Below are 25720 nucleotides of genomic sequence, written 5' to 3'. Positions count from 1 at the left end.
ACACCCCGTACTGTTGAGCTTGTCGTAGCAAACCTTAAGGCGTAGCACGGCTTGGACGAAAAAGAACCTTCAAAACCACTTATTCATGGTTTTGAAGGTTCTTTTTTTCATCTTGTTGACAGCCTCTTGAGATTACGGAAAATTAACTTAATCTCTTATTTCTGGGTGTTATCTGCTAACAAATCGCAGAACGCTTTTCCGTAAGGTGGAAGATCAGGCGGCCGACGAGCAGATACAATATGTCCGTCCGTCACAACTGCCTCATCCTTCCAAATAGCTCCTGCATTCTCCATATCATCACGAATACCTGGTGTGGAGGTTACCGTAACACCATCCAAAATTTTAGCAGAAATCAGTACCCAGCCTGCATGGCAGATTTGTCCAATCGGCTTATGAGCAGCATGAAACTCCTGTACGAGTTGAATTACCTTGGGATAGCGGCGCAGTTTATCAGGTGCCCAACCGCCAGGGACGAGAATCCCGTCATAATCACTGCTATTCAGTTCCTCAAAGGCATATTCCGCTTCAGCAGGTACGCCATATTTTCCAATATATTTTTTACTTTTTTCCGCACCGGCTAAATGCACTTCTGCGCCTTCTTCACGAACACGGTAAATCGGATACCACAGCTCCAGATCCTCGAATTCCTCATCCACCAGGGCGATAACCTTTTTTCCGGCAAGTCTTGACATCCAACCATCCTTTCGTGCGTCACATGATGACACCTCTGTTTTGTAATCTGTACTTTTACATCTTAAGAAAAAGAACGCTCGAAGTCCATTCCTTCGCAGATTCTTATGTTAGTAGTCTGCTCTTTGACAGCAATTGTCGTCATTTTCTGACCCGCCAAAGCTTTGGTAATTTGTTCATAGCTGCAATCTGTGGAAGGATTTGAGGTCCCAAAGTCGAAATAAAACAAGGTATGATAGATTTAATGGAGTTAACAAATATTTATTAGACTAGTAGATAGATATATTTGGATTCTGATGAGATCCTCGTATAGTTTGATCCTACGTAATGAGGTGGTTAAATGCAGAAGCAATGTCAATGTGGCAAACCGATGGGACTGGAACTGCGAAAGGTAATCTATGCGGGCAAGGTTGAAATTTTGCACGTCCCTGTATTCTCATGCTCGTCATGCTTTTCCAGTGAGGTTTTGCAGCATGTGACGAAGGACATTAAGGCACTATTACAAAGTCTAGGGAGCAAACCTACGGCACGGAGAATATCTTTTGCTCGCAACAATGAACTGGCAGAAATAATTCGCAAGCTTGTATTGGAGGAAGCGGACAATCCCAATGTGGATTGGCAATCTGCTTTGGAGGAGCGCATGGAGCTTCGAATTAATCTCTTACTGGATCTTTATCGCTATGCGAGAAGTCTGGGAGACGAAGATTGGATGAATGATGTAGAGAAAAAATTGGTTCAATTATCCGGTTTTACCAGTGAATCGGTATTTACGAATACAAAAAACTAAAAAATATGAAAATTTTCATGGTCACCATTGGATTTTACATGTTCTTTTTGTTACGATGTGAATAGGCCATACGACAAGACACAGAAAGGAATGTATATCCAATGGCGACGATGACAAAAATGACTACTGTTCAACAATTAAATACGGCTCTGGAAGCGTCATCAGACAAGCCGTTGCTTCTCTTTAAACATAGCACACGTTGTCCGATAAGTGCAGGCGCATATCAGGAAGTGGAGTCCTATTTGCATGGCGCTCCCAACGAAAATATTGAATACGGTATCATTTATGTAGTAGAAGATCGGCCGGTGTCCAATGAAACCGCGGACAGGCTTCAGGTGAAGCATGAATCCCCGCAGGCCATTTTAATCAAGGGCGGAGAGGCTGTTTGGCATACATCCCATTCGAATATTACAGCCCGTGCACTCCACGATCATCTCACATAGATAGAATGTGTGCTGTCGTTGCATAAAGTAGTATTTTGTCGTATCATGGTTCTAATTAGTTGATCTAGGATTCGGTTGAAAATTTATTGGCAATGGAGAGAAGGAATGTGACGGTAACGATCTATGATGTAGCTCGCGAAGCTGGTGTCTCAATGGCCACAGTGTCCCGCGTAGTTAACAATAATCCTAATGTGAAACCTCAGACCCGCAAGAAAGTGTACGAAGCGATTGAACAATTGGGATATCGCCCAAATGCGGTCGCTAGAGGTCTGGCCAGCAAGAAGACAACGACCGTCGGCGTGGTTATACCGGATATATCGAACTCAATTTTTGCAGAAATTGCGCGCGGTATTGAGGATATAGCGAATATGTATCACTATAATATTATTTTGTGTAATGCCGACAAGCGAAAAGAAAAAGAGATTCGTGTCATCAACACATTGCTTGAAAAGCAAGTGGATGGTCTTCTGTTCATGGGTGGTACAGTAACGGACGAGCATATTCAGGCGTTCCATACAGCTGCGGTCCCTATTGTTCTATGTGCAACGAGTGATGAAAAAGGAAGCTATCCTTCGGTCGATATCGACCATGAAGCCGCTGCTTTTGATGCAGTAAACACGTTGATCCGCCATGGACACCGTCAAATCGCAATGATCAGTGGTACGCTTCAAGACCCTGCAAACGGCTATGCGCGTTTCCAAGGTTACAAGAGAGCACTGGAAACAGCCGGAATTGATTATCAGGAGGATCTCGTGCGAATCGGGAACTACCGTTATGAATCTGGTGTCGAAGCAATGAAATATTTTCTCGGCCTGAAGAAGAAGCCAAGTGCGATTTTTGCTGCTACGGATGAAATGGCAATTGGTGCGATCCACAGTATTCAGGATGAGGGATTGAAAGTTCCTGATGATTTTTCGGTAATCAGTGTTGACAATATTCGTATGGCCTCTATGGTTCGTCCTCAGCTGACAACCGTCGCGCAACCGATGTACGATTTGGGTGCGGTAGCGATGCGTTTGCTGACCAAGCTGATGAAAAAGGAAAACGTGGAGAACCCTCGCGTTATTTTGCCGCATGAAACTATTTTGCGGTTGTCAGTTAATTATTTAGACTAGACGCAGTGCTGAATAGGATATACCTTCGATGAAAGCTCCTTTGATGGAGCTTTTTTCGCGGATATAAAGCTTCTTATTGACATCATCATCAAACCAAGAATAGAGGGATGCGTAATGAGCCGACTTTATGGATTAATGGGTGCTATGGATGAAGAAATTGAATTGCTGCTGGCAGCGATGACGGAAGCGAGCAAGACGGTCAAGACTGGAATCACGTACACTACAGGAATCATTCACGGGCAAAGAGTCGTTGTCTGCAAATCCGGTGTAGGCAAGGTTAATGCTGCGGTAACAACACAAATCCTGATTGATCATTTTGGTGTAGAACAGATTATATTTACGGGAGTGGCAGGGGCAGTTCATCCCGATTTAAACATTGGGGATATTGTCATCTCATCAACATGTATGCAGCATGATATGGATGTAACGCCTTTGGGCTATGCCAGAGGGGTCATTCCTTATCAGGACACCTCAGAGTTTGTAGCTGATCCCGAGCTTGTAAGTCTAGCTGAGCAAGCCTGCAAATCGTTTGGCGATCGGTATATTGTCGGCAAGGTACTTTCTGGCGATCAATTTGTTGCAAATCGTGAGTTAGTGACTGCATTGCATCAGGAAATGGACGGTGCTTGTACCGAAATGGAGGGTGCAGCTGTGGCTCAGACAGCTCATATGAACGCTGTGCCTTATGTTGTCCTACGATCTATGTCAGATAAGGCTGATGGATCGGCTCACGTTAATTATGCTGAATTTACGGTAGAAGCTTCACATCGTTCGCATCGTATTGTGGAGTTCATGCTCAAGCATTTGGGATAAGGGTATAATTTTTTAATACATGAATCTTCGGACAAACCGGATATGGTCAAACTGCTCCTGTGATGCGAGGGGCACATCCTTTCCCATTCGTACCATCAGACAGTTAGCAGGATGTGAGCATATTTCAGGATCATCCGTGGCGTACCAGACCATATCTACAGTTTTCATCAGATGTTCCATCATGCGGCGGTATTCCCATACGGAGAGACCGCTGCCTTTTAAATCCCAATGCCAATAGTATTCGGTGGTAAAAATAATATAGGATTCAAGTTGTCTGTCCTCAAAGGCAATCCGAATCATTCGGCTACCCAGGCCCAGACCACGATAGTCATCGGCTACCTCAACAGCTCCAAGTTCCAGTAAATCCTTCATGCCAGCTTCCGACCAGCGCTCCATCTCATCTGGGTAATGAAAAGTAACATATCCCAGAAGGGTTTCCCCGTTGTGGGCAATGATAATTCTGCCTTCTGGCAGTTCTGAAATATCCACCAACGCGTCGAACTGTTCCTTTGGTTTGCGAAAGGCATCTAATTGCTTGTGCATTTGAAATGAACGCAGTTGATCCGCGGATACGGGGCCTTCTACATAGATTGTTTGTCCGTTATGATCCAGCGTGTCCAAGTGGTACAGTTTTAAATGCTGCATGTGTACGCCCTCCTTGTTCGCCATGAGCTCGTTCCTCATATCCCCTACTTATAGCAAAAAAACAATTAAATGAAAAGGATGGTCGTCACATCCTGACCTATGATATACTGTTTTAGACATAAAATGTTCACAATTAAGTGCTTAAATCAACCAGTACACCAAAGGACTTCATCTGCTTTATTGATTTTGTAAGCGTTATCTTGTTCTGTGTGATTCTCATTAATCCATTGTGAGGAGGCTTAACGCATGAAGATTGAAGAACTCCAGACTGTAGTTCCCACATCCAACATGGGCCCGTATGAACAAGCTTACAACAACTTTCAGTGGGAGGATGCAGAGCGTCATTTTACGTGGTATGAAACAGGCAAGGTCAATATGGCACATGAAGCCATTGATCGACATGTACAGGAAGGACGAGGTGAGAAAGCGGCACTATTGTATTGTGACGCAAACCGTCACGAAACCTACACCTTCTCTCAGCTTCGTGCTAGTTCTAACAGGTTCGGAAATGTGCTGCGGAAATACGGTATTGGTAAAGGGGAGCGGGTGTTTATTTTCATGCCACGTTCACCCGAGCTGGTTATTAGTTTACTTGGTGTTCTAAAGGTTGGAGCTGTTGTCGGTCCATTATTTGAGGCGTTTATGGAAACTGCGGTTAAGGATCGATTGGAGGATAGTGGGGCGGTGGCATTAGTGACCACACCTGCGCTTCTGTCACGGGTAAAACGTGAGGAGCTTCCTGAGCTGCGACATATTTTTGTGGTTGGTGATATGGATGCACGTGAGCAGGGAATTATCGATTTCGAGACAGAAATGCTTATGTCCTCAGAGGAACTTGAGCCAGAATGGTTGAATCGTGAAGATGGATTAATTATTCACTATACATCAGGCTCAACAGGCAAGCCCAAAGGCGTGTATCATGTGCAAAATGCGATGATTCAGCATTACTATACTGGCAAAATGGTGCTGGATTTGCGGGAAGATGATGTGTATTGGTGTACTGCTGATCCTGGCTGGGTCACGGGAACATCATACGGTATTTTTGCTCCATGGCTAAATGGAGCGACGAATGTCATTCGTGGGGGGCGTTTCAGCCCGGAAGACTGGTACCGCACGATTGAGCGTCACGAAGTGACCATATGGTATAGTGCTCCTACAGCGTTTCGAATGCTGATGAGCGCAGGGGAGCAGGTTGTTTCCAAATATGATCTCAGCAGTCTGCGGCATGTATTATCCGTTGGGGAACCGCTGAATCCAGAAGTGGTGCGATGGGGATGGCAAGTGTATACACAGCGCATTCATGATACTTGGTGGATGACGGAAACAGGAGCACAGTTGATCTGTAATTACCCTGAGCTGCCAATTAAGCCGGGTTCGATGGGAAAGCCACTCCCAGGTATTCAGGCTGCTATTTTGGATGACAGAGGGCAGGTGTTGCCTCCTGACCGGATGGGCCACTTGGCGATCCGTACACCATGGCCATCCATGATGAATCGTATATGGAACAATCCGAACAAGTTTCAGGAATATTTCCGCTTTCCCGGTTGGTATGTATCGGGTGATTCAGCTTACATGGATGAGGACGGATATTTCTGGTTTCAGGGTAGGATTGATGATGTCATTAACTCCTCCGGGGAGCGAATTGGCCCTTTTGAGGTGGAGAGCAAGCTTCTGGAGCATCCTGCAGTAGCGGAAGCCGGAGTCATTGGAAAACCAGATACCGTGCGGGGAGAGATTATCAAGGCTTTTGTTGCACTGCGTGAAGGCTATGCACCGTCTGAAGCTTTACAGCAGGACATCTATCGCTTCGTTAAGGAAGGGCTGTCTGCTCATGCTGCTCCACGCGAAATTGAGTTTAAGGAAAAGCTACCCAAAACCCGTTCCGGTAAAATTATGAGACGCGTGTTGAAAGCCTGGGAGCTTAACCTTCCTACAGGTGACTTATCTACCATAGAGGATTGAAGTGCTGTGCATATTAGAATTAAAAAAGGGAGTCTCCAAAGCCTTAATGGCTAAGGGGACTCCCTTTTTGATAGGGTGAATCTCATATTCACCCTATCACTTTCTGCTTTGTCTTCTGTTATGGACGGACGGCTCCGGAAGGAGCCGATTCCCCCATGGCATTCATGGAAGTGACACGAAACCAGCCTTTTGGCTTTTTCCCCGACTTATATTCAAAGCTGGGAGATGCGGTAGAGCCTATGTTTGTAAAAGGCTCCGCACCGCTTTCGCTGTAATACACGTTATAGCCTGTAATAGCGTCCGCAGACTTACCTGCGCTCCATTGGAGCGCTACGGATGAGCCAGCGGCTTTAGCTTGAGGCTGTCCAGGGGCAGTAGGAACCTCTGTAGGCTGTGCACCTGTTCCATCTCCCTCGCCCGGAACGTCTGGAGACTCAGAATCTGCAGGTGGCACCACAGGTGCTGCGCTTGCTTTCGTGCTTGGCCCAGACTCATGGCCGCCTACATCAACGGCGGTCACGTAGTAGCTGGAGTTGCTGCCCCCAGGGCTGTCAGAGAACACCTTGGAGCCATCAGCCATAACAACCTTGCCAAGCCGTTGGAAGCTGCCCCCATCTGTAGAACGATACAGACGGTATCCTACGACGTCGCTGTTTCCGCTTGGGCTAAAGCTGATTATGGCTTTGCCGTCACTATAGCTTACGTTGATGCTAGATGGAGCGTTAGGGGCTGCTCCATCGTCCTTGCGTGGATCAATCTGAGTAGGAGCTTCCTTATCTGCATCCTGAGGCAGATAGTAGGACAACGAATTATGTCGTCTCATCACCTTGAAGGCTTGCTGAAGCTCTTTAATCAATTCTGAGATGGGCTTTTCCCGTTTTCTAACGGTCCGTTCATATAACATATCATCCGGTGTACCATCGCGTGGAATATAATTCACACCTTGGTAGGTAATATATTTCGCACGGCTCACACCATTTTCACTATTTTTAGGTGGATACTTACTGTTATAAATGTCCGAACCATACGCGGATGCTGTACGGCTTACAATGCCGTCAGGTCTCTTGAAGCTGTCCGTTTGGAACAGCTGGGCATCTTTAGCTGTTACTTCATTCATGATTAGAGCCCATAAGCGACGAGCCCGCTCTTTTTGGACTTTCGTTTCAAGCTTATTGACAGGTTGCTTGTAACCAACCCATACACCCAGCGTGACGTCAGGCGTAAAGCCCTCGAACCAAACATCAGTGTAGGATTGCGTAGTGCCTGTCTTGCCGGCAATCGGAATCTTGCCGGATTGATCAAAGTTCCGCTTCACCAGTCTGCCTGTGCCTTCCGACACGGCTGTACGCAACATATCCGTCATCAGGTAGGCGGTTTGCGGTGAGAAGGCCTGCACAGGATTAGCCTGATGCTTATATACAATATTGCCTTGCGAATCCACAATCTTTTCGATCATATAGGCGTCATTAAACACACCGCCATTTGGAATGGCTCCATATGCATTCGTGAGTTCCTCGACAGTCACCCCATGGGCCAAGCCGCCAAGTACACCCGTTTGAGCGTTGTTATCACTGGATTCCAAGGTGGTGATACCCAGTTTTTTAGCAAAAGCCCAAGCATTGCTAATCCCTACTTTTTCGTTAAACAGCTTGAGTGCTATCGTATTTAGCGATTGATTCAGTGCATAACGCGCCGTAACCAATCCTTGATAGCGGTTGTTAGCATTTTTCGGAATGTGATATCCATTACTGCCATCTTTCAAAATAATAGGGGCATCATCCACGATACTACCAGGCTGCACAAGACCGCTGTCCAATGCAGGGAGATAGGCAGCAATCGGTTTCATTGCCGAACCTGGCTGACGTACCATCTGCGTGGCATAATTCATCTGCTCCTTTTGGAAGTCCCGACCTTCCATCATTCCAAGAATGGCGCCTGTTTTATGCTGAATCAGAATAGCCGCTGCTTGTTCGTTACCCTTGGTTTTACTAGTGGCAGAGAAGTTGTTTTTATTTTCTGCAATTTGACGCATAGATTTGTAGACGCTCTTATCAATGGTGGTGTACACCATATAACCGCCTGTGCGAAGCTGCTGTTCAGCTTCTTTGAGTAAATCGTTATCGTCCTTGGTCTTGGCATCTGCACTGGCATTAGCTGCTTGACCCGGATTGGTGACAGACATGAGTGCCTGCGCAGCCTGTCGTTCTGTTTCCATCATAAGGTATGGATAGGTGTTATAAGCTTTAACAGTGCGTGGTGCGAGAGATTTTTTGATATCAAAAGCCATCGCTTCATCATACTGTGCTTTATTGATTTTGTTCTCCTCCAGCATTCGACTGAGCACCAGGTGCTGGCGGTTGATGGCTCTTTTAAAGCCAGCTTCATTAAACTCGCCCTTACCGTTGTAAGCAGAATAAGAAGAAGGAAGCTGTGGCAAACCTGCCAGATAGGCGGCCTGGGCTACATTAATCTCGTTCAGATCATTCTCATTAAAAATACCTTTGGCCGCTGCTTTAATGCCAAAGACGTTGTAACCGCTTGAACCGTTACCAAAAGGTACTTTATTGAGATAGGCCGTAATAATTTGCTGCTTGCTCAGGAAGCGCTCAAGGCGCAGAGACAGCAAAATTTCTTTGACCTTGCGGTCATCCGTGCGATCGAGATTTAGAAAGACACGACGCGCAAGCTGCTGGGTGAGGGTACTACCCCCGGTTTGTACGGATTCATGCAGCGCCTTTTGCTTCACAGCACGCAGCGTTCCCGACAAATCGACACCTTTATGCTCATAAAAATGATTATCTTCAATGGCAATGACTGCGTCAATGACGAGTTGTGGAATCTCCTTAAACGTGACAGGTCTTCGATCTTCTTCTGTCCGAAGTTGTCCGATGGGAGAGCCATCATTGAAATAAGCGAAGCCTGTAATTGCATTCTTATCTACTTCCTGTAGGATCATGGATCTGGAACGCACGGGTTCGCTTTTTACAATAGAAGCAACATAGCCAGCGGCGGCCCCCCCTGCAAATAGTGCCCCCATAAAACCGATGATGATGACCCACTTTATGACACGGCCGAGCCTTCGCATGGTTGTCCTCAAGCGGGAAGGCTTTGGCGCTGATACATTGTTTTTTTCTTCAACCATTAAGTCTTCCTCCTTTATAACAGCCATTATTATAGCATAAAATTACAAAATGAACCCATATGCTAAAAAGCCTGTCTTTTGGTGTCGTTGACTACATAAAAGCAGTGTGTTATAAATAGGTCAAAGTAAATATCGTGAAAAGCAGAGAAAGACTTCAGTAGAAGGCGGAATCACGTTGTGCAGAGAGCCGATGGGTGGTGTGAATCGGTAGCGTCCCTCCTTTGAATTACCGTCTGGAGCTGTCTGGATGAATGGAAAGCATTTGCAGGTTTGCGAAGCTACCATAGTAATCCAGTACCGGGTGTAGGCCCGTTATAGGAATGAAGTGAAAGAAATGTCTGTCTTTGACATGCGTTTCTTTAATTAGGGTGGTAACGCGAGTAGCTCCTTCTCGTCCCTTGGGATGAAAGGGGCTTTTTGGTTTGTCTAATATGTAATATTTTGGATGAAAAATAGGAGGTATACAGGATGAAGTGGGAAGAATTGAAGCCGGAGCAACAGGTAGAGGTCGAGCGACAGCTAGAGGTGATACAGCGGGGTGTGGCGGAAATTGTACCGGAGGATGAGCTGAAGCGTAAGGTAATTAAATCGGTCGTTAGCGGCGAGCCGCTCAAAATTAAGCTGGGTCTTGATCCATCTGCGCCCGACATTCACATCGGACATACGGTTGTTATGCACAAACTGCGCCAGTTCCAGGAATTAGGCCATCAAGTGCAACTGATTATCGGAGATTTTACAGGCAGAATTGGTGATCCGACAGGTAAATCGGAGACTCGTAAGCAACTGACTGAGGAAGATGTACAGCGTAATGCACAAACGTACAAGGAACAAATTTTTAAAATTCTCGATCCTGAAAAAACAAAGGTATTCTACAATTCCGAATGGTTAGGGCCAATGTCTTTTGCTGATGTAGTAACCCTGTCGGCCAAAGTAACGGTTGCCCGTATGTTGGAACGAGATGATTTTACAAAAAGGTACCAAAACGGATTGCCGATCAGCATCCATGAGTTCTTTTACCCGCTGATGCAGGGCATGGATTCCGTGGCTCTCCAAAGCGATATTGAATTGGGGGGGACGGATCAGAAGTTTAATCTGCTGATGGGCAGAACCCTGCAAAAAGAATACGGAGTTGAGCCGCAGGCTACTATTACATTACCATTGCTTGAAGGGCTGGATGGCGTCCAGAAGATGAGCAAAAGTTTGGGGAACTACATTGGTGTTGATGAGGAGCCAAACGAAATATACGGGAAATCCATGTCCGTTCCTGACGAGCTGATGCTGAAATATTTTGAGCTTGCAACGGATATCAACAACGAGGAGCTGGCAGAGCTGGCGAAAGGTGTTAAGGACGGCTCAGTACATCCACGTGATGCCAAAATGAAGCTGGCTGGAACGTTAGTGCGCATGTACCACGGCGAAGAAGCAGAGGAAGCAGCGAAGCAGCATTTTGTGACCGTATTCCAGCAACGTGCGCTGCCTGACGATATTGAAGAGTTCACCTTGACGGCTGATCAGTTAGAAGAAGGTGGCATTCGTGTGATCCAGTTGCTGACTCATCTGGGCTTTGCAGCATCAAATGGTGAAGCCAAGCGCAGTATTCAGCAGGGTTCGGTCAAAATTAACGAAGAGAAATGGACCGATGTGAACGAAGCATACACGCCGAAGGAAGGCGACATTGTGCAGGTAGGTAAACGGAAATTTGCTAAAATCAAGCTTGGATAATGAAAATATATTCAAAAGCAGCACTGAGATTGTATCGATCTCAGCGTTGCTTTTTTTTCTGACAAGTGAAAAGTCATGGTAAACTTAGCACAAATAATCAAACATGTAGGTAAAGAGTTATACATAATGAAAACGTGGGTTGCACAATTTGGGTGTAGGATAGATAACCAAAACAATTACAAGTGCGGGGAAGGATTATATGGACTATTTTAAACGAATTCAGTGTGCGATTGAGTTTATTGAATTGAATCTCCGGGAGGATTTAAAAATTGCCGAGATTGCTTCACAGGCCTGTTTTTCAGCTTTTCATTTCCAACGGGTTTTTCAGGCCATTTCGGGTTTTACGGTTCAACAATATATAAGAAGGAGAAGATTGTCCGAGGCGGCTGAACAGCTAAAACAATCCAATCAAAAAGTGTTGGACATTGCTATTGAGTATCAGTACAACTCACAAGAAGCTTTTACCCGCGCTTTTGAAAAGAATTTTGGGATCACCCCTGGGAAGTATCGTAACGGTGATATCGAGTTTCCTGCGCAAAGTAAAATCAATTTTCTGGATTACCAAAAAAATACGATAGGGGATTTGGATGTGAATAAGCCGGTGATATTGCAGCTCGAAACAGTTGAAATTGTAGGATATGAATATAAAACAAATCTGAATAATGAGCAGCACTATAAAGAAATCCCAGGGTTTTATGGGCACTTTGGAGCAAATGAATATTTTATGTTTATCCCGAACAAAATTGCACCGGGAATGTCATATGGGGTTGCCTGTCGATTTGAAGACAACGGTGCATTTTCATTTGTGGTGGGCGAGGCAGTTGAAGAAGAGTCAAAAGAACTGGCAGAGGGTTTCGTATATATGGAGATTCCAGCAGGGAAGTATGCTGAGTTTGACGCTTCGGGTTCAGATGGACGGGTTCAGAATATACGAGACTTTATCTATGGCACATGGCTTCCTAATTCTAATTTTGAACGGAGGGAGGGGCCTGATTTTGAAATTACGGACGTGATGAATTCCTCCTATCCAGATCACTTGAGTATGAAGGTATACATCCCCATTGAATAAAACCCTCAGGCTCGATGCATAGGAAATATAAAAAAAGCACCCGAATAAATTCGGGTGCTTTTTGGTGCTAATACAAGGATTAGCGGTTGTAGAATTCGACGATTTGTTTTTCATCGATATCTTGGGACAATTCGCCACGCTCAGGCAAACGAATGAATTTACCTTCCAGAGCTGCGTCATTGTACTCCAGGTAAGCTGCCAAGTGGTTGCGGTTTTCCAAAGCTTCTTTAATGGAAGACAGGGAACGACTTCTTTCACGAAGACCGATCACGTCGCCAAGACTTACTTGGTAAGAAGCGATGTCAACTTTTTTACCGTTCACAGTAACGTGACCGTGAGCTACCAATTGACGTGCGCCTGCACGGGAATTAGCAAAGCCAAGACGGAACACAAGGTTGTCCAGGCGGCTTTCCAGCAAGAACATAAAGTTTTCACCAGCGATACCGTGCATGTGTTGAGCTTTGTTGAACAGGGTACGGAATTGTTTTTCACCCAAGCCGTACATGTGACGCAGCTTTTGTTTCTCTTGAAGCTGCATACCGTAGTTGCTGATTTTTCTCCGTTGGTTTGCACCATGTTGTCCCGGAGGGAAAGGGCGTTTCAATTCTTTACCTGTGCCGCTCAGGGAAATACCGAGACGACGGCTCAATTTAAATTTAGGACCAGTGTAACGTGCCATTATAGAGTTAACTCCTTCATAATTAAAATTTGAGTTGGGGCTCTCTTTGCGCTCCAATTTGTTCGGCGCTACCAATTAAGGTAAGACGCACTACTGACAGAAAAGTTCAGCCGCTGTCCTGTCAGCAACAAAAAAGATGAGGGTGACACAAACTGTTACGCCCAAAATTTAAGATCCGCACAGTAGATAGTTCTGCCGTACAGTCTTTTTCATTAATATATACTATATGTAAGAGTGGGTCAATGTCAAGAAAAGAAAAAGAATGAAAACGTCAGAATTTGTCGATAGGGCTTAAGAACTAAAAAAGTGGGACGAATTTCTGAAAAATGGATGCAAATTTCTAGAGTTGAGAGTAAAATAGATCATATTATGAGCTATAGTGGTGTATAGCCGCTGTCTTGGTACAGCTAATTTTGCTGTGAAGGAGCGCCTTAATATGTCGGAATTTTCAACAACGGATCAGCAAATGCTTGACAGTAAAACAGTCCAGGCTGGCGGTGCTCCGCTGTTTGATGATAAAGGATATACGTCTTTTGCCTGGCTCCAGAACATGGATATGACACCCTATGATTTCCCCTATATTAACCAGCTGCTTGTCCAAGGATATCGGAGTTGGTTACAGCAGAGCAATGGTATATCCTGGATTAACGAAGAATATACTGCTGTTTTTAATTTTATAGGTGTTCGTGTTGCTGGTAGGGAAGAAGATGATGACGAGGATTTGGATTTGGTCGAACGTTGTTGCATATCTAGAGAGATGGAAGTGAGTCAGCGCAAACTTCGTGATGGAAGCCTTGCGTTTGTGTATATGGTTCCCATACTATGCCGTAATTACAAGAGGGAGCCCTTTGCCGCTCTTCGTTTTACACGGCCTGCTCAACATTCTGTCTCAAATCAGGACACATTGTTAGCAGCTGCTTTACATTTTAAATCCTGCTTTTACTCGAAGTTTGAGTATATATTTATGGAAGATATCCTTGGGATGCAGAATCGAAGCGATCGTGAAGGTAGACGCCGTTCTATTTTATTTCAGATTGTAAAACGGATGCATGACAAAATTGACGTGGAAGGCGTGCTGGATGAGGTATTCGGGAGCATCGCCTATTTGTTTCCCCATGTAGATATCACCTTGTATATGAGTCAGGATCGACACAGTCGCAATCCGCAGGTCAAACCTTTGCTGCTGCATGAACGGGACGAAGATGTATGCGTCCGTGCATTTATGAAAGGGCAAATGGCTGTGAATGAGCCTGTCGGTACACAAGATGAAATGACTGAAATCGGCATCCCATTACGTGGCAAGCAGGGTGTATACGGTGTTTTCCATATGATCCTTCCATCGGGTGCGGATAGTATGAAAAAAGTGGATGTAGAGCTGATTGCCATGATGGCGGATACGGCTGGCACTGCATTTGAAAATGCGAAGCTGCTTGAGCAATCTAATGTACTTATTCATGAATTGCGTCTCATTAATGAACTGGTTCAGCGCTTGAATCAGAGCCTGAAGTTAAATGAAATATTTGAATTTGCCGTGCAGGAGTTATTAAAAATGTTCATGGCTGACTTTTGTTGTATTGTACAGCTTGATCAGGATGGAAGCTGTTTTAAGGTCATGTCGAGTAATGTGGAAAGCTTAAAATTAGAAAGTTACCCTCATGAAGAGGGATTTGCTGGACTGATACGCAAAACAGGAGAACCAGTGATTGTGTCGGACTATAGAAAGGATGGGAAGATAACCTCTCATTTTATGGATGCGACGGACTCCCAGTCTTTGATGGCTGTACCTATGAAGACCAGCGGTACTCCTAGAGGGGTTATACTATTGTCCAGCAAGCTTCCACACTTTTTCTCTTATGATAATTACAAAATGCTGCAAATGCTAGCCCCTCACATCGGGTTGGCGGTAACCAATGCTATGCTGCACGCTGAGGTGCGACGTTTGGCTAATATGGATATGTTAACAGGTCTGTATGTACGTCATTATGTGGACCAAATCATTCAGCAACATCAGGAAAAGGATTTCTGTGGATCTCTTATTTTGGTAGATATTGATCAATTCAAACAGGTGAACGATACGTATGGGCATCAGACGGGTGACGAAATTCTGAAAAGCGTCAGCAATATCGTTCGTTCGGCGACTCGCGATGAGGATGTATGTGCCAGATGGGGCGGCGAGGAGCTTGCCATTTATTTACCGCAGCTGGGGGTACAGCAGGCGCTCGGATATGCAGAAAAAATACGTTACCGTGTACAGCATGAAACCGAGCCTCAGGTGACTGTTTCTTGCGGGATTGCTGAATGGAACTGGCTGGACGAGCAGATCAGTATTGAATCTTTATTTTATAGCGCTGATATGGCCTTGTACGAAGCGAAAAATGAAGGACGCAATCGAATAGTTGTTGATCATGTAGCCAATGTGTAGAGAATATTCCTTAGGGAATGTTCTCTTTTTGTCTTGCATAACCCATTGCAGACAGGTAATCCTAAACGTAGCTTTATCGTGTGTATGTTTGAACTATAGGGAAAACACGATAAAGTGAACCAGGTAGCATAACTGCCTTGAAGCAGGATTATTGCTCATGAGTACAGTTATGTTCAGGATAGGATGGATGATGGGATGCATTGGAGAAAGCAATGGGTGATGCAGGTTTGTGGTGTGTTCCTTGTGATAGGTGTGTTAAGTGGTTGTGCACTGGATCGACAATATACTCCTGAGCAGATTTTTAAGAGATCTGTTGCAGGAATGGCTGGCAAAGAGATGGTAACGTTTACTGGACGGACTGCAATTAGAGCTGACAGTGGTCTGCCAACGAATAAGCAGTTTGAATATCGCGGTAGGCTAAGAAATCACGATGAATTGATCATGCATTGGGGCTCTACAGAAGCTTTTCGTAAGCAAGGTGGCTACGTAGCCCTGCAACAAGGTAAGTCCGAGCATGATGTTACACAAGAACATTTTCTTCGTCAGAGTGGAAAATGGGTTGCGCTGACATCCGGTTATCCCCCTCTGGGTGGAAATGGTATGTTAAATCGCTTCAATCCGATTCAGGAGCTTGAGGAATTAAATACACTGAATAAGAGCATTCGTATGGAAACGGGAGCTGCCCGGGGAACTTGGATGTTGAGGATTGAACCGGAATCTGCTTCGGCAAAGCGCTGGTTGAAAGATCGTTTAATAAAAGAAATGAATACGTTAAACCCTCAAATCGGGATATTAAAAACGCAGCATACAGGAACGAATCGAGAACTGCAAAAGAAGCTGACTCAAGTATGGTCACAAAGTTGTGAGGATATGAGCAACCAGTTGGAGCAATCCATTGTGCGTACTGTGTATCATCTGACCATAGATCGCCAAACAGGTTTACCCTTAAAGCTTTCATCGGAATGCAGGATTTCCCGACAGGGAGTGAATGAAGAGCTGCATCAAGAGGCTTTGATAACCAGAGTTACTTTTGAGGACTACAAGTAACGGAGCGGGCGTGATACAATGAATTTTGAATTAACCATTGTTCAAAAAGAATGAAATAGAGAAGGAGAGACACTACATGAAAGATCCTAGAACACTTAAGCTGGCGGAAAATTTGGTAGGTTACTCTGTTGAGGTGCAGCCTGGAGAAAATGTATTGATCGAAATGATTGGTACAGAGCGTGACTTGCTTAACGCCATCATTCATGAAGTTGGTAAAAAAGGTGGAAATGTTTTTGTACAACTTACAGACCGTAAGGTACAGAGCGCCATGCTTCGTCACGCGACAAAGGAAATGCTGGAGACCTGGGCTGAGATTGACCTTAACCGGATGAAGCAAATGCACTGCTACATCGGAATTCGTGCAGGGGAAAATGTAAATGATCTGTCAGATGTGCCGGAAGATAAAATGAAAATGTATAATTCCATTTATCAGCATGCGGTACATAGCGAACAACGGGTGAAACACACCAAATGGGTAGTGCTGCGTTATCCGAATGACAGCATGGCTCAATTGGCGAATATCAGCACAGAAGCATTCGAAGATTTTTATTTCGATGTGTGTAATCTGGATTATGCAAAAATGGACAAAGCTCAAGATGCATTGGCAGACCTGATGAATCGGACGGACAAGGTACGGATCAGCGGACCGGGTACGGATTTGAATTTCTCTATTAAGCAAATCGGAGCTATCAAGTGTTCAGGTCAATGCAATATCCCGGATGGCGAAGTATACAGCGCACCTGTACGTGATTCCGTTAACGGAACTATCAGCTACAATGCACAAACCCTGTATAATGGTATTACTTTTGAAAATGTTAAATTCCGTTTTGAAAATGGTAAGATCGTGGAAGCGACGAGTAACGATACGAAGCGGCTGAATGATATTCTTGATTCTGACGAGGGAGCACGTTATATTGGCGAGTTTGCCATCGGGTTTAATCCGCACATTTTACATCCAATGAAGGATATTTTGTTTGACGAGAAAATCGCTGGCAGCTTGCATTTTACACCAGGTCAAGCTTATGAAACAGCGGATAACGGTAATCGTTCATCCATCCACTGGGATTTGGTGTTGATTCAGCGTCCAGAATATGGCGGTGGTGAAATTTATTTTGACGATGTTTTGATTCGTAAAGACGGCATCTTTGTACTGCCTGAGCTGGAGCCATTAAACCCTGAAAATTTAAAATAACGATATCCGTTCTTGCTGAGAAAGCGATTTCAATGTATTATTATGGATGAGTAACGATACATGACAATTCAGTAAAGCGAGGGATCTCTATGTCCAATAATAACGCGGCTGTTGTTGAAATTGCACAGACGGCGAGCAAGTTCACCTCTTCCATCGTCCTTCATTCCGAAAATAAGTATATTGATGTGAAAAGTATACTGGGCTTGTTTACGACCCTAGTCAGCAGCCATAGCTATGAACTACACGTTCATGGACCAGATGCGGAGGAAGCTAAGAAAGCGATCATCGAGGTGTTCGAGAAGCACGGACTTCATATTTCAGTAGCCAGCTAACTTTATTCTTGAAGCAAAAGCATCCCTACCTGTAACTGTAGGGATGCTTTTTTTGTCAGGTTCTTGTATTAGCCTGCAATTTGGTCTAATATTAAGGATAGGACGTCTTGTGCGACATTGAGACATAGGGGGGAAGAATCCATGACTTCATCTGATTTGCAGGAACAATTGAATATCAAGGCTATTAATCTGCTTCAGGAAGATGCAGATAAAATAAAGAAGCTTATTGAAGTACAGATGGAGAATCTGGCAACCCGTTATTGCCCTCTCTATGAGGAAGTGCTGGATACTCAGATGTACGGATTTTCCAAGGAAGTGGATTTTGCGGTTCGCGCTGGACTTCTTCCGGAAATGGTAGGTAAACAGCTGGTCAGTGAGCTGGAACGCAATCTGGCTATTCTATATGAGGCCATGAATAATAAGGCCAATTAGGAAGACGGTTGAATTGATGAGAGCATGCGTAGTTTGAGAGCATGCTTTTTTTGATGCCTTTTTTTAAAAAATGTTCTTTTAGGATGGTAAAAGCGCATCGCCCTTCCACCATCCTAATGCACATTTTAAAACCTTAAAAGCTACACAAGGAAGAAGGATACACCTAACAATACATACACTACCAGTAGCATGAGTCCCTCATACCAGTTGGTTGAGCCATCCTGGGTGATGGATTTGGCGATAAATACAGCGACAGCAATGGCGACCAGCTCAATTGTGGTGAAAACAATATTCATCGTGTTTCCCATAAAGTAACTGATAAAAATCAGCACAGGGGCAACAAATAGTGCAATTTGCAAACTGCTGCCGATAGCTATTTCGACAGATGCACCGATTTTGTTCTTCATCGCCAGTAAAATAGCAGCGCTGTGTTCGGCTGCATTACCAATAATAGCGACGAGGAAGGCACCTACAAACAATTCGCTGAGCCCAAATTGGGTCGTAAATACCTCCAGTGTACCTACCAGCCATTCGCTGACAAAAGCGACCATGACGGTAGCGAGTACCAAATAGGCAATGGATTTGTTTCTGGACCATACAGGGGCATGCTCATGTGGCAATTCTTCATCTTTTTGTTCGGTCACATCAGCTAAATAGTCCTTATGCGTAATCATAGAAAAAATAAGCCACGCAATATACGCGACAATGAGCGTGCCTGCGACAATGAGGCTGAGCGTATCTGATTCGTTGTCCGTGATAACGTGTGTGTTCAGAAAGACAGCTGGAACGAACAAGGCAATAACAGCCACAATCATCAGAGAACCACTTAATCCAGCCAGCGATATATTGAAATTTTGCACTTTGTACTTTAAACCGCCAGCGAACAGACTTGCTCCGAGCACCAGCAGCAGATTACCGATGATGGAACCGGTAAGACTGGCCTTTACCATATCGTAAAGACCTTCTTTAACAAGAAAGATGGCGATGATCAGTTCGGCTGCGTTACCAAAGGTGGCATTTAAGAATCCGCCTAAACGTTGGCCAGCATAATGCGCGACACTTTCGGTCGCCCTGCCGAGAAAACCGGCTACGAATACAACAGAAATTGCGCAAATGACAAATTGGGCTATAGCGTTCCAATGCGTGTAATGAGCGACTGCGCTAAGAGCAAATGTCACTATAAGCAAAGCGGGAGATAACCATTTTTTCAATGAAGAGCACCTCGATATCAATAGATGTGTACAAGTTTGGTGAAAGCTGTCACTTGTATGGATTTTCTAAATTAATATACCCAAAATGATATAGGTTGTAAACGAAAGTTGTTTTTCATACGTAGGGTTTGCATTTGGAGTGGCTGAGGCTTTACAATACAAATAAAGGATGGATGAAGGGGGACATAGGTCATGGCAGAGCAAATTCAACAACTGGAAGCAGGAAACATCAAGATTTCCAACGATGTCGTAGGTAAAATTGCCGGGATGGCCGCATTAGAGACACCGGGCATTGCTGCAATGTCAGGCGGTTTATCGGAAGGCTGGGCCAAAAGGCTGAGCGGTAAAAATGTGCAAAAAGGCGTATCAGTGGAGGTTGGACAGCTGGAAGCTGCCATTGATCTACGTATTATCGTGCTCTACGAAACACCTATTCATGAGGTGTCCCGAATTCTTCAGCAAAATGTGCGAGAAGCCGTCGAAAGTATGACGGGTTTGCGGGTCGTGGAAGTGAACGTAAAAGTGGAAGGTGTCGCGTTCAAGGACGACGCAGTGTAAAAGAATCAGGAACCGATAAATTGACGTTTTTCACCAATTGTATAAATGCCGGGAATTCCGTGGGATAACCCGAATAAAAACACGAAAACTGGTGGTTATAGAATCGCCAGTTTTCGTTTTGTGAATCAACAGTATAGCCATTTTTACAGAGGATTCCCGTATTTTTATACATAACCAAAAGAACTTCCAAAGCCACCGTTGTAAGTGGTCCATGGAAGTTCTTTTTTTAACGAAAACGGTTGGTTCTACGCGTTTGAAAGCGATTGGGTACTTCATTACGGACAGCTACCCCTGTGGTGCGTTCCTGCACCGCTTGTTTGGTGTTCTCACGAGAAATACTGAGCATAATGCCCATGGAAAACATCATGACAAGTAGGGAGGAGCCACCAAAGCTGATAAATGGAAGCGTTACGCCAGTGATTGGAATCGTTTGGGTTACACCGCCGATATTAATGAAGGCCTGAATAGCGATCAAACCCATGATGCCAGTGCCTACCAACGTTCCGAACGGATCATGGCAACGCAGAGCAATGATCATGCCTCGCCAAATGAAATACAAATATAGCATCAGGAATATGGCTGTTCCGACAAATCCGAATTCTTCACCAATTACAGAAAAGATAAAATCATTAAATGAATTAGGAAGATAGTGAAGCTTGATAATACCTTTACCAAATCCTGCCCCGTTTAAACCGCCTTCACCTATAGCTTGCAAGGACTGTACCAGATTGTATCCTGTTCCTTGTCTATATTTCTCGGGATTAAGAAAGGCTTGAAAGCGTCCGATTTTATAATCTTGCTTGGCAGCAGCTTGTCCATCTGTGGTTCCAGAATCTCCTCCAAACAATGACCCAATGCCAAATACGATGGAAGCGCCTAGCACGAGCAGAACAATTGATGCTGTAATATGCTTGACACTGGCTCCACCGGCATAAATAATCAGACCACTGGTAGCAACCAAAATGAAGCAGGAGCCTAAATCAGGTTGAAGCATGATGAGTCCTGCAACACAGCCTACAATGACTGTTACAGGTATGTAGCCAGTCCGCAGATCTCTAAAGCGATCTCCTTTTTTGACGATTAGTGCGGATAAGTAAAGAATGATGGAAATTTTCGCAAGCTCCGTTGGCTGGAAGCCAACACTACCAAACCTGAGCCAGCTTTTTGCGCCGTTAAGTGAGCCTGTAAAAAGAACGATGATTAGCAGTAATATAGTTATGAAAAATAAAGGTACAAAAAGCTTTTTATATTTTTCCATCTTAATATTCATAGCTACCAACATAATAAAAAGTCCAAGTACAGCAAATGCAGATTGGCGCTTCACAAAATATAAAGAGTCAAAATTGTATTCTTTATTCAGCAGAGCTACGCTGGAGCTGGAGCTAAATACCATAATTACACCGAATCCAACCAATAACAAAGTGAGGATCAGCAATTGAAAATCCGGTGTGCCTCTTCTTCGAGTCTCCGGCTTCGTATTTCTCATATCAGCTTCCCCCGGTATTCGCCACAAGGTATATTCCTCGCAGACGGTTATCATTTTATCGTTTATCCATTTTATCATATTATGTTTGTTGGGCTTCTGCAACCTCCCTGAAGCAACAGATATCGCAACAATTCCATATCTGCTACAATAGGATGAAAATGAAGACTTGAGAGCAGCGGTGCATACGTGGTGACGCTGCATGATTAATTCGGGAACTTGCCCGGTGCTTTAAAAGGAGAGGTGGAGCAGAATTGACACAACATGCGATAGATAAGATCTGGTTTGATCGTTTGCAAGAAAACATGGTGGAGTGGCGTAGACATTTACATAAGAATCCCGAAATTTCCTTTCAAGAAAGCAAAACCGCAGCTTTTGTGGCGGATAAGTTGGAGAGTTGGGGAATCGAGATTCGCCGTCAGGTAGGGGGACACGGTGTTGTAGGCACCATTCGTGGTGCTAAACCTGGGCCTGTCGTCTTGCTGCGCGCCGATATGGATGCTCTTCCTATTCAGGATGAAAAGGAATGTGAATATCGCTCCAGCGTGGACGGAGCCATGCATGCTTGCGGCCATGACGGACATACATCCGCGTTGCTTGGAACGGCTTACTATTTCAGTCTGAATCGGGACGAGCTGCAAGGAGAAATTCGGTTGTTGTTCCAACCTGCGGAGGAATTGCTGCCTGGCGGAGCGGTCAGTGTAATAAAGGATGGTATATTGGAAGGTGTGGATGTCATTTATGGCATCCATTTATGGACACCTTTTCCGGTCGGGACGGCCGCGAGTTGCGCAGGGCCGTTGATGGCGGCGGCAGACGATTTTTATATTGAAATCACAGGTAAGGGTGGGCATGGTGGGATGCCCCAGTCCACTAATGATAGTGTCGTGGCGGGTTCAGCTCTTGTTATGCAACTGCAAAGTGTTGTAAGCCGTTCAGTCGACCCATTACGACCTGCCGTGCTGACGGTGGGAACCATCCAAGGGGGCTCTGCGCAAAATGTGATCGCAGAAACGTGTCGCTTGAGTGGAACGATTCGTACGTTTGATGAGGAGACACGAACGGTAATGAAGGAGCGACTGCATGAGGTGACGGAGCTTACAGCCGCAACATACGGTACAACAGCACAGGTTCGCTATATTATGGGATACCCACCAGTTGTCAATGACACACATGAAGCATCTCGTTTCTTTAATGAAGCAAAATCTGTTTTCGGCGAGGAGAATGTGCAGGAAGCGTCGAAGTTGATGCCTGCTGAAGATTTTGCGTATTATTTGGAACGTGTGCCAGGTTGCTTCATGTTCGTAGGAGCGGGTAACCCAGTTAAAGGAGCAGTTTATCCACACCATCATCCAAAATTTGATTTTGATGAGGATGCTATGATTAACGCGGTTCGTTTGTTTATTGCGATGTCTATGGGATACGCTGCGGAACGAAACGCAGGGGCAATTAAGGGCTAAAATGAGTTGAATTGGGAACGGTTCAATCTGGAGTATGAGGTTAATGAAATGGGGTACCCTACTGTTGAAAAGGAGGGAGTACCCATGAAAAAGGTTCAGGAAGTTATGACTAAAAAATGCGTAACGGTTACCCCGCAGGACAATATTTATGAAATTGCGGTCAAAATGAAGGACAATGATACTGGTTTTATTCCGGTTGTGGAAAGCGAAGGCAGTGATAAGTTGATCGGTGTAGTAACGGACCGTGATCTTGTCGTTCGCGGTTATGCGGCTAAAAATTCGGGTTCGGGTTCGGTCGATACCGTCATGACGACAGGTATTCGTACAGCCAGTGCGGACATGTCGGTGGACCAAGCAGCTGAACTGATGGCAGAACAGCAAATCCGTCGTTTGCCCGTAACGGAAGGAGACCGTCTGATCGGGATTGTCTCGATCGGGGATTTGGCTGTTCGTAATATTTTTGCAGACAACGCTGGAGAGGCGCTTAGTCATATTTCCGAGCAGGTCCACTAGAAGAATAATTAAGGTAGTATTAGTTTGGGGAGATCTTTACCCCGAGCTTCTAATCAGGAGTTCAACCCGAATATGGGTTGGGCTCCTTGCTATTCTGGTTGATATGCCAATAAACGGATAAGCTATTTATTATATAAGTTTAAAATGATGTATTGTTAGATTATCAGGAGGTAGTTATGAATCCAGATCATCCTTGTATTGTACAACGTGATTTTACCGTTCTGCTGGAAATGGGCTTGCCCGGTTCAGAATGGGCTCGTTCACAGTTGCAGATTTATGCGGAGCTGGTTAAAAGCCCGTCCGCTTTTCATACATACCACATCACTCCATTGTCTTTGTGGAACGCAGCTGCCCTCGGATGGAGTGCTGAGGACATTCAAAATAGTTTGCACTCCATGTCCCGTTGGGATATTCCACGTGATTTGTTGAAGGATATTGAACAGCTCGTTTCTCGTTATGGGACGTTGACGCTTTCACGGGAGGGTACGGAAGAAAAGCGAACTTATAGCACAGATACGATTGGCGCATACCGTGCTGAGCATGAGCCAGACGGAGGTATAAAGACAGGGAAAGCCAACAGCTATACAATGGGTGATCGCTTGATCTTGGCAGCAGAGACCCCCGCTTTACTGGGTGAGCTACTGACCAAGCAAGAGCTCAAACAGCTTGGTTTACTTCGCGTTGATGAGGTAAGCGCATCGGTCCCGCCCGAAAATCGGGGCTTGCTCAAGCAGGAATTAACGCGCTTGGGATATCCCGTTGTGGATACGGCAGGCTATCTTGAGGGGAATCAGCTTAGTTTCACCTTGGGAAAGGGACAAACGAAGTTGCAGCTTCGTGATTATCAAGTAAAGGCCGCTGATGCGTTTGAAGGAGCGGACGGCTTAGGGGGTAGTGGTGTACTGGTGCTTCCATGCGGAGCCGGAAAAACAGTGATAGGTATGGCGGTAATGAATCGGTTTCAGTGCGAGGTGCTTATTCTAACATCTAATACTACTTCTGTACGGCAATGGGTAGAAGAGTTAAAACGAAAGACGGATATTCCTGCCGATTCCATTGGGGAATATAGTGGTCAGAAAAAAGAGGTGCGTCCGATTACGGTGGCGACCTACCAAATCTTGACACACCGTCGCACCAAAGATGGGGATTTTGAGCATATGAAACTGCTGAGTGAGCGGAAGTGGGGACTCATTATATATGATGAGGTTCATTTGCTGCCCGCGCCAGTATTCCGGGCGACGGCTGACATTCAGGCTACCCGTCGTTTGGGGTTAACAGCCACGCTGGTTCGAGAGGATGGTTGTGAACGCGATGTGTTCTCTTTAATTGGACCCAAACGGTATGATATGCCGTGGAAGGAACTGGAGCGACAGGGCTGGATCGCTCAGGTCGATTGTGTGGAGCTACGGCTTCCAATGACAGCTGAACTTTTGGAGCGCAGTATGCGTGCCGAGGGTAGACAGCAGTACCGAATTGCAGCCGAAAATCCGGTCAAACTGGAGGCGGTACGTAGCCTGATGCAGCAGCACAGCGGCTTGCCCACGCTTATTATTGGTCAATATTTGGACCAATTACGTATATTGGCTCAGGAGCTCGGTGTCCCACTGATTACGGGTTCAATGAGCCAGACGGAGCGGGTGCGTTGGTTTGATGCGTTCCGCAAGGGTACAATTCGGACCCTATTGGTATCCAAGGTTGCAAACTTTGCGGTGGATCTGCCGGATGCGGCAGTAGCCATAGAGGTATCGGGTAGCTTTGGCTCTCGCCAGGAAGAAGCGCAGCGACTGGGCCGCATTTTGCGACCAAAGTCGGGCGAGAATAAAGCTTATTTTTATGCGCTAGTGACGGAGAATAGCAAGGAGACGGATTTTGCAGCTCGTCGTCAGCTGTTTCTGATTGAGCAAGGCTATGAATATGCGGTTCGCAGATTTAGTGTGACAGAGGCTATCGTAGGCCGGGATGATAAGCCTGGAGATCGTGGAAAGAAAAAGGAGGCCTAATCA

22 protein-coding genes and 1 other annotated feature are annotated in these 25720 nt (G+C 45.2%); of the genes, 16 read left to right on the top strand and 6 right to left on the bottom strand.

Features of this window, described 5'->3' with window-relative positions; translation table 11 throughout:
- Positions 1–155: 155 nt before the first annotated feature.
- Positions 156–692 carry a type 1 glutamine amidotransferase domain-containing protein gene (locus BM358_RS08200; RefSeq protein WP_028540542.1) on the bottom strand — a complete coding sequence of 179 codons (537 nt, stop codon included), beginning with the start codon at positions 690–692 and terminating at the stop codon, positions 156–158.
- Positions 693–1030: 338 nt separating this feature from the next.
- Between BM358_RS08200 and BM358_RS08195 the strand changes: the two genes are divergently transcribed.
- From BM358_RS08195 to BM358_RS08180, 4 genes are all read left to right on the top strand, one after another.
- On the top strand, positions 1031–1477 hold the full coding sequence (locus BM358_RS08195; protein WP_023989334.1) for a hypothetical protein: 447 nt from the start codon (positions 1031–1033) through the stop codon (positions 1475–1477).
- 101 nt (positions 1478–1578) lie between these two features.
- Positions 1579–1920, top strand: a complete 342-nt coding sequence (gene ytxJ, locus BM358_RS08190) for a bacillithiol system redox-active protein YtxJ (protein WP_013310927.1) — start codon at positions 1579–1581, stop codon at positions 1918–1920.
- A 107-nt stretch (positions 1921–2027) separates the two neighbouring features.
- The gene (ccpA, locus tag BM358_RS08185) at positions 2028–3035 is read left to right on the top strand and encodes a catabolite control protein A (protein ID WP_023989333.1); all 1008 of its coding nucleotides are present in this window, start codon (positions 2028–2030) and stop codon (positions 3033–3035) included.
- Positions 3036–3149: 114 nt separating this feature from the next.
- Entirely contained in the window at positions 3150–3848 is a 699-nt protein-coding gene (locus BM358_RS08180) for a 5'-methylthioadenosine/adenosylhomocysteine nucleosidase (protein ID WP_028540543.1), read from the top strand.
- Between the two features lie 12 nt (positions 3849–3860).
- Here BM358_RS08180 and BM358_RS08175 read toward each other — a convergent pair whose 3' ends face one another.
- Positions 3861–4493 carry a GNAT family N-acetyltransferase gene (locus BM358_RS08175; RefSeq protein ID WP_028540544.1) on the bottom strand — a complete coding sequence of 211 codons (633 nt, stop codon included), beginning with the start codon at positions 4491–4493 and terminating at the stop codon, positions 3861–3863.
- A gap of 246 nt (positions 4494–4739) precedes the next feature.
- Between BM358_RS08175 and acsA the strand changes: the two genes are divergently transcribed.
- Entirely contained in the window at positions 4740–6455 is a 1716-nt protein-coding gene (gene acsA, locus BM358_RS08170) for an acetate--CoA ligase (RefSeq protein ID WP_028540545.1), read from the top strand.
- A 118-nt stretch (positions 6456–6573) separates the two neighbouring features.
- Here acsA and BM358_RS08165 read toward each other — a convergent pair whose 3' ends face one another.
- Positions 6574–9597: a transglycosylase domain-containing protein gene (locus tag BM358_RS08165; protein WP_028540546.1), complete on the bottom strand. Its 3024-nt coding sequence runs from the start codon at positions 9595–9597 to the stop codon at positions 6574–6576.
- Between the two features lie 135 nt (positions 9598–9732).
- Positions 9733–9999 (top strand) — a binding site (T-box leader).
- A gap of 66 nt (positions 10000–10065) precedes the next feature.
- Here BM358_RS08165 and tyrS point away from each other — a divergent pair.
- Positions 10066–11319, top strand: a complete 1254-nt coding sequence (tyrS, locus tag BM358_RS08160) for a tyrosine--tRNA ligase (protein WP_013310921.1) — start codon at positions 10066–10068, stop codon at positions 11317–11319.
- Positions 11320–11518: 199 nt separating this feature from the next.
- Positions 11519–12388: an AraC family transcriptional regulator gene (locus BM358_RS08155; protein ID WP_028540547.1), complete on the top strand. Its 870-nt coding sequence runs from the start codon at positions 11519–11521 to the stop codon at positions 12386–12388.
- A 79-nt stretch (positions 12389–12467) separates the two neighbouring features.
- Here BM358_RS08155 and rpsD read toward each other — a convergent pair whose 3' ends face one another.
- Entirely contained in the window at positions 12468–13067 is a 600-nt protein-coding gene (gene rpsD, locus BM358_RS08150; RefSeq protein WP_025723468.1) for a 30S ribosomal protein S4, read from the bottom strand.
- Between the two features lie 436 nt (positions 13068–13503).
- Here rpsD and BM358_RS08145 point away from each other — a divergent pair, with 436 nt between their 5' ends.
- The 5 genes from BM358_RS08145 (at position 13504) to BM358_RS08125 (ending at position 18492) form a co-directional block, all read left to right on the top strand.
- Positions 13504–15489 carry a sensor domain-containing diguanylate cyclase gene (locus tag BM358_RS08145; protein WP_028540548.1) on the top strand — a complete coding sequence of 662 codons (1986 nt, stop codon included), beginning with the start codon at positions 13504–13506 and terminating at the stop codon, positions 15487–15489.
- Between the two features lie 195 nt (positions 15490–15684).
- Positions 15685–16536, top strand: coding sequence for a hypothetical protein (locus BM358_RS08140; protein WP_023989325.1), 852 nt, complete (start codon positions 15685–15687; stop codon positions 16534–16536).
- A 76-nt stretch (positions 16537–16612) separates the two neighbouring features.
- On the top strand, positions 16613–17728 hold the full coding sequence (locus BM358_RS08135) for an aminopeptidase (protein ID WP_028540550.1): 1116 nt from the start codon (positions 16613–16615) through the stop codon (positions 17726–17728).
- Between the two features lie 89 nt (positions 17729–17817).
- The gene (locus BM358_RS08130; RefSeq protein ID WP_013310915.1) at positions 17818–18060 is read left to right on the top strand and encodes an HPr family phosphocarrier protein; all 243 of its coding nucleotides are present in this window, start codon (positions 17818–17820) and stop codon (positions 18058–18060) included.
- Positions 18061–18201: 141 nt separating this feature from the next.
- Complete coding sequence (locus BM358_RS08125) at positions 18202–18492, top strand: Fpa/YlaN family protein (RefSeq protein WP_007431028.1); 291 nt, start codon at positions 18202–18204, stop codon at positions 18490–18492.
- Positions 18493–18632: 140 nt separating this feature from the next.
- Here BM358_RS08125 and cax read toward each other — a convergent pair whose 3' ends face one another.
- Complete coding sequence (gene cax / locus BM358_RS08120) at positions 18633–19703, bottom strand: calcium/proton exchanger (protein WP_028540551.1); 1071 nt, start codon at positions 19701–19703, stop codon at positions 18633–18635.
- A gap of 192 nt (positions 19704–19895) precedes the next feature.
- On the opposite strand from cax, the gene BM358_RS08115 reads away from it, so the two are divergent.
- Positions 19896–20261 carry an Asp23/Gls24 family envelope stress response protein gene (locus tag BM358_RS08115; RefSeq protein ID WP_013310912.1) on the top strand — a complete coding sequence of 122 codons (366 nt, stop codon included), beginning with the start codon at positions 19896–19898 and terminating at the stop codon, positions 20259–20261.
- Between the two features lie 226 nt (positions 20262–20487).
- Here the strand turns inward: BM358_RS08115 and ftsW are convergent, their stop codons facing one another.
- The gene (ftsW, locus tag BM358_RS08110; RefSeq protein WP_023989322.1) at positions 20488–21747 is read right to left on the bottom strand and encodes a putative lipid II flippase FtsW; all 1260 of its coding nucleotides are present in this window, start codon (positions 21745–21747) and stop codon (positions 20488–20490) included.
- A gap of 251 nt (positions 21748–21998) precedes the next feature.
- Here ftsW and BM358_RS08105 point away from each other — a divergent pair, with 251 nt between their 5' ends.
- From BM358_RS08105 to BM358_RS08095, 3 genes are all read left to right on the top strand, one after another.
- On the top strand, positions 21999–23204 hold the full coding sequence (locus BM358_RS08105) for a M20 metallopeptidase family protein (protein WP_028540552.1): 1206 nt from the start codon (positions 21999–22001) through the stop codon (positions 23202–23204).
- A gap of 84 nt (positions 23205–23288) precedes the next feature.
- Positions 23289–23717, top strand: a complete 429-nt coding sequence (locus BM358_RS08100; RefSeq protein WP_023989320.1) for a CBS domain-containing protein — start codon at positions 23289–23291, stop codon at positions 23715–23717.
- Positions 23718–23893: 176 nt separating this feature from the next.
- On the top strand, positions 23894–25717 hold the full coding sequence (locus tag BM358_RS08095; RefSeq protein ID WP_028540553.1) for a DNA repair helicase XPB: 1824 nt from the start codon (positions 23894–23896) through the stop codon (positions 25715–25717).
- The last annotated feature ends 3 nt before the right edge of the window (positions 25718–25720 follow it).

This window comes from Paenibacillus sp. cl130, assembly GCF_900116035.1.
Lineage (GTDB): Bacteria > Bacillota > Bacilli > Paenibacillales > Paenibacillaceae > Paenibacillus > Paenibacillus polymyxa_B.
This window is presented reverse-complemented; position numbering and strand designations above follow the sequence as displayed.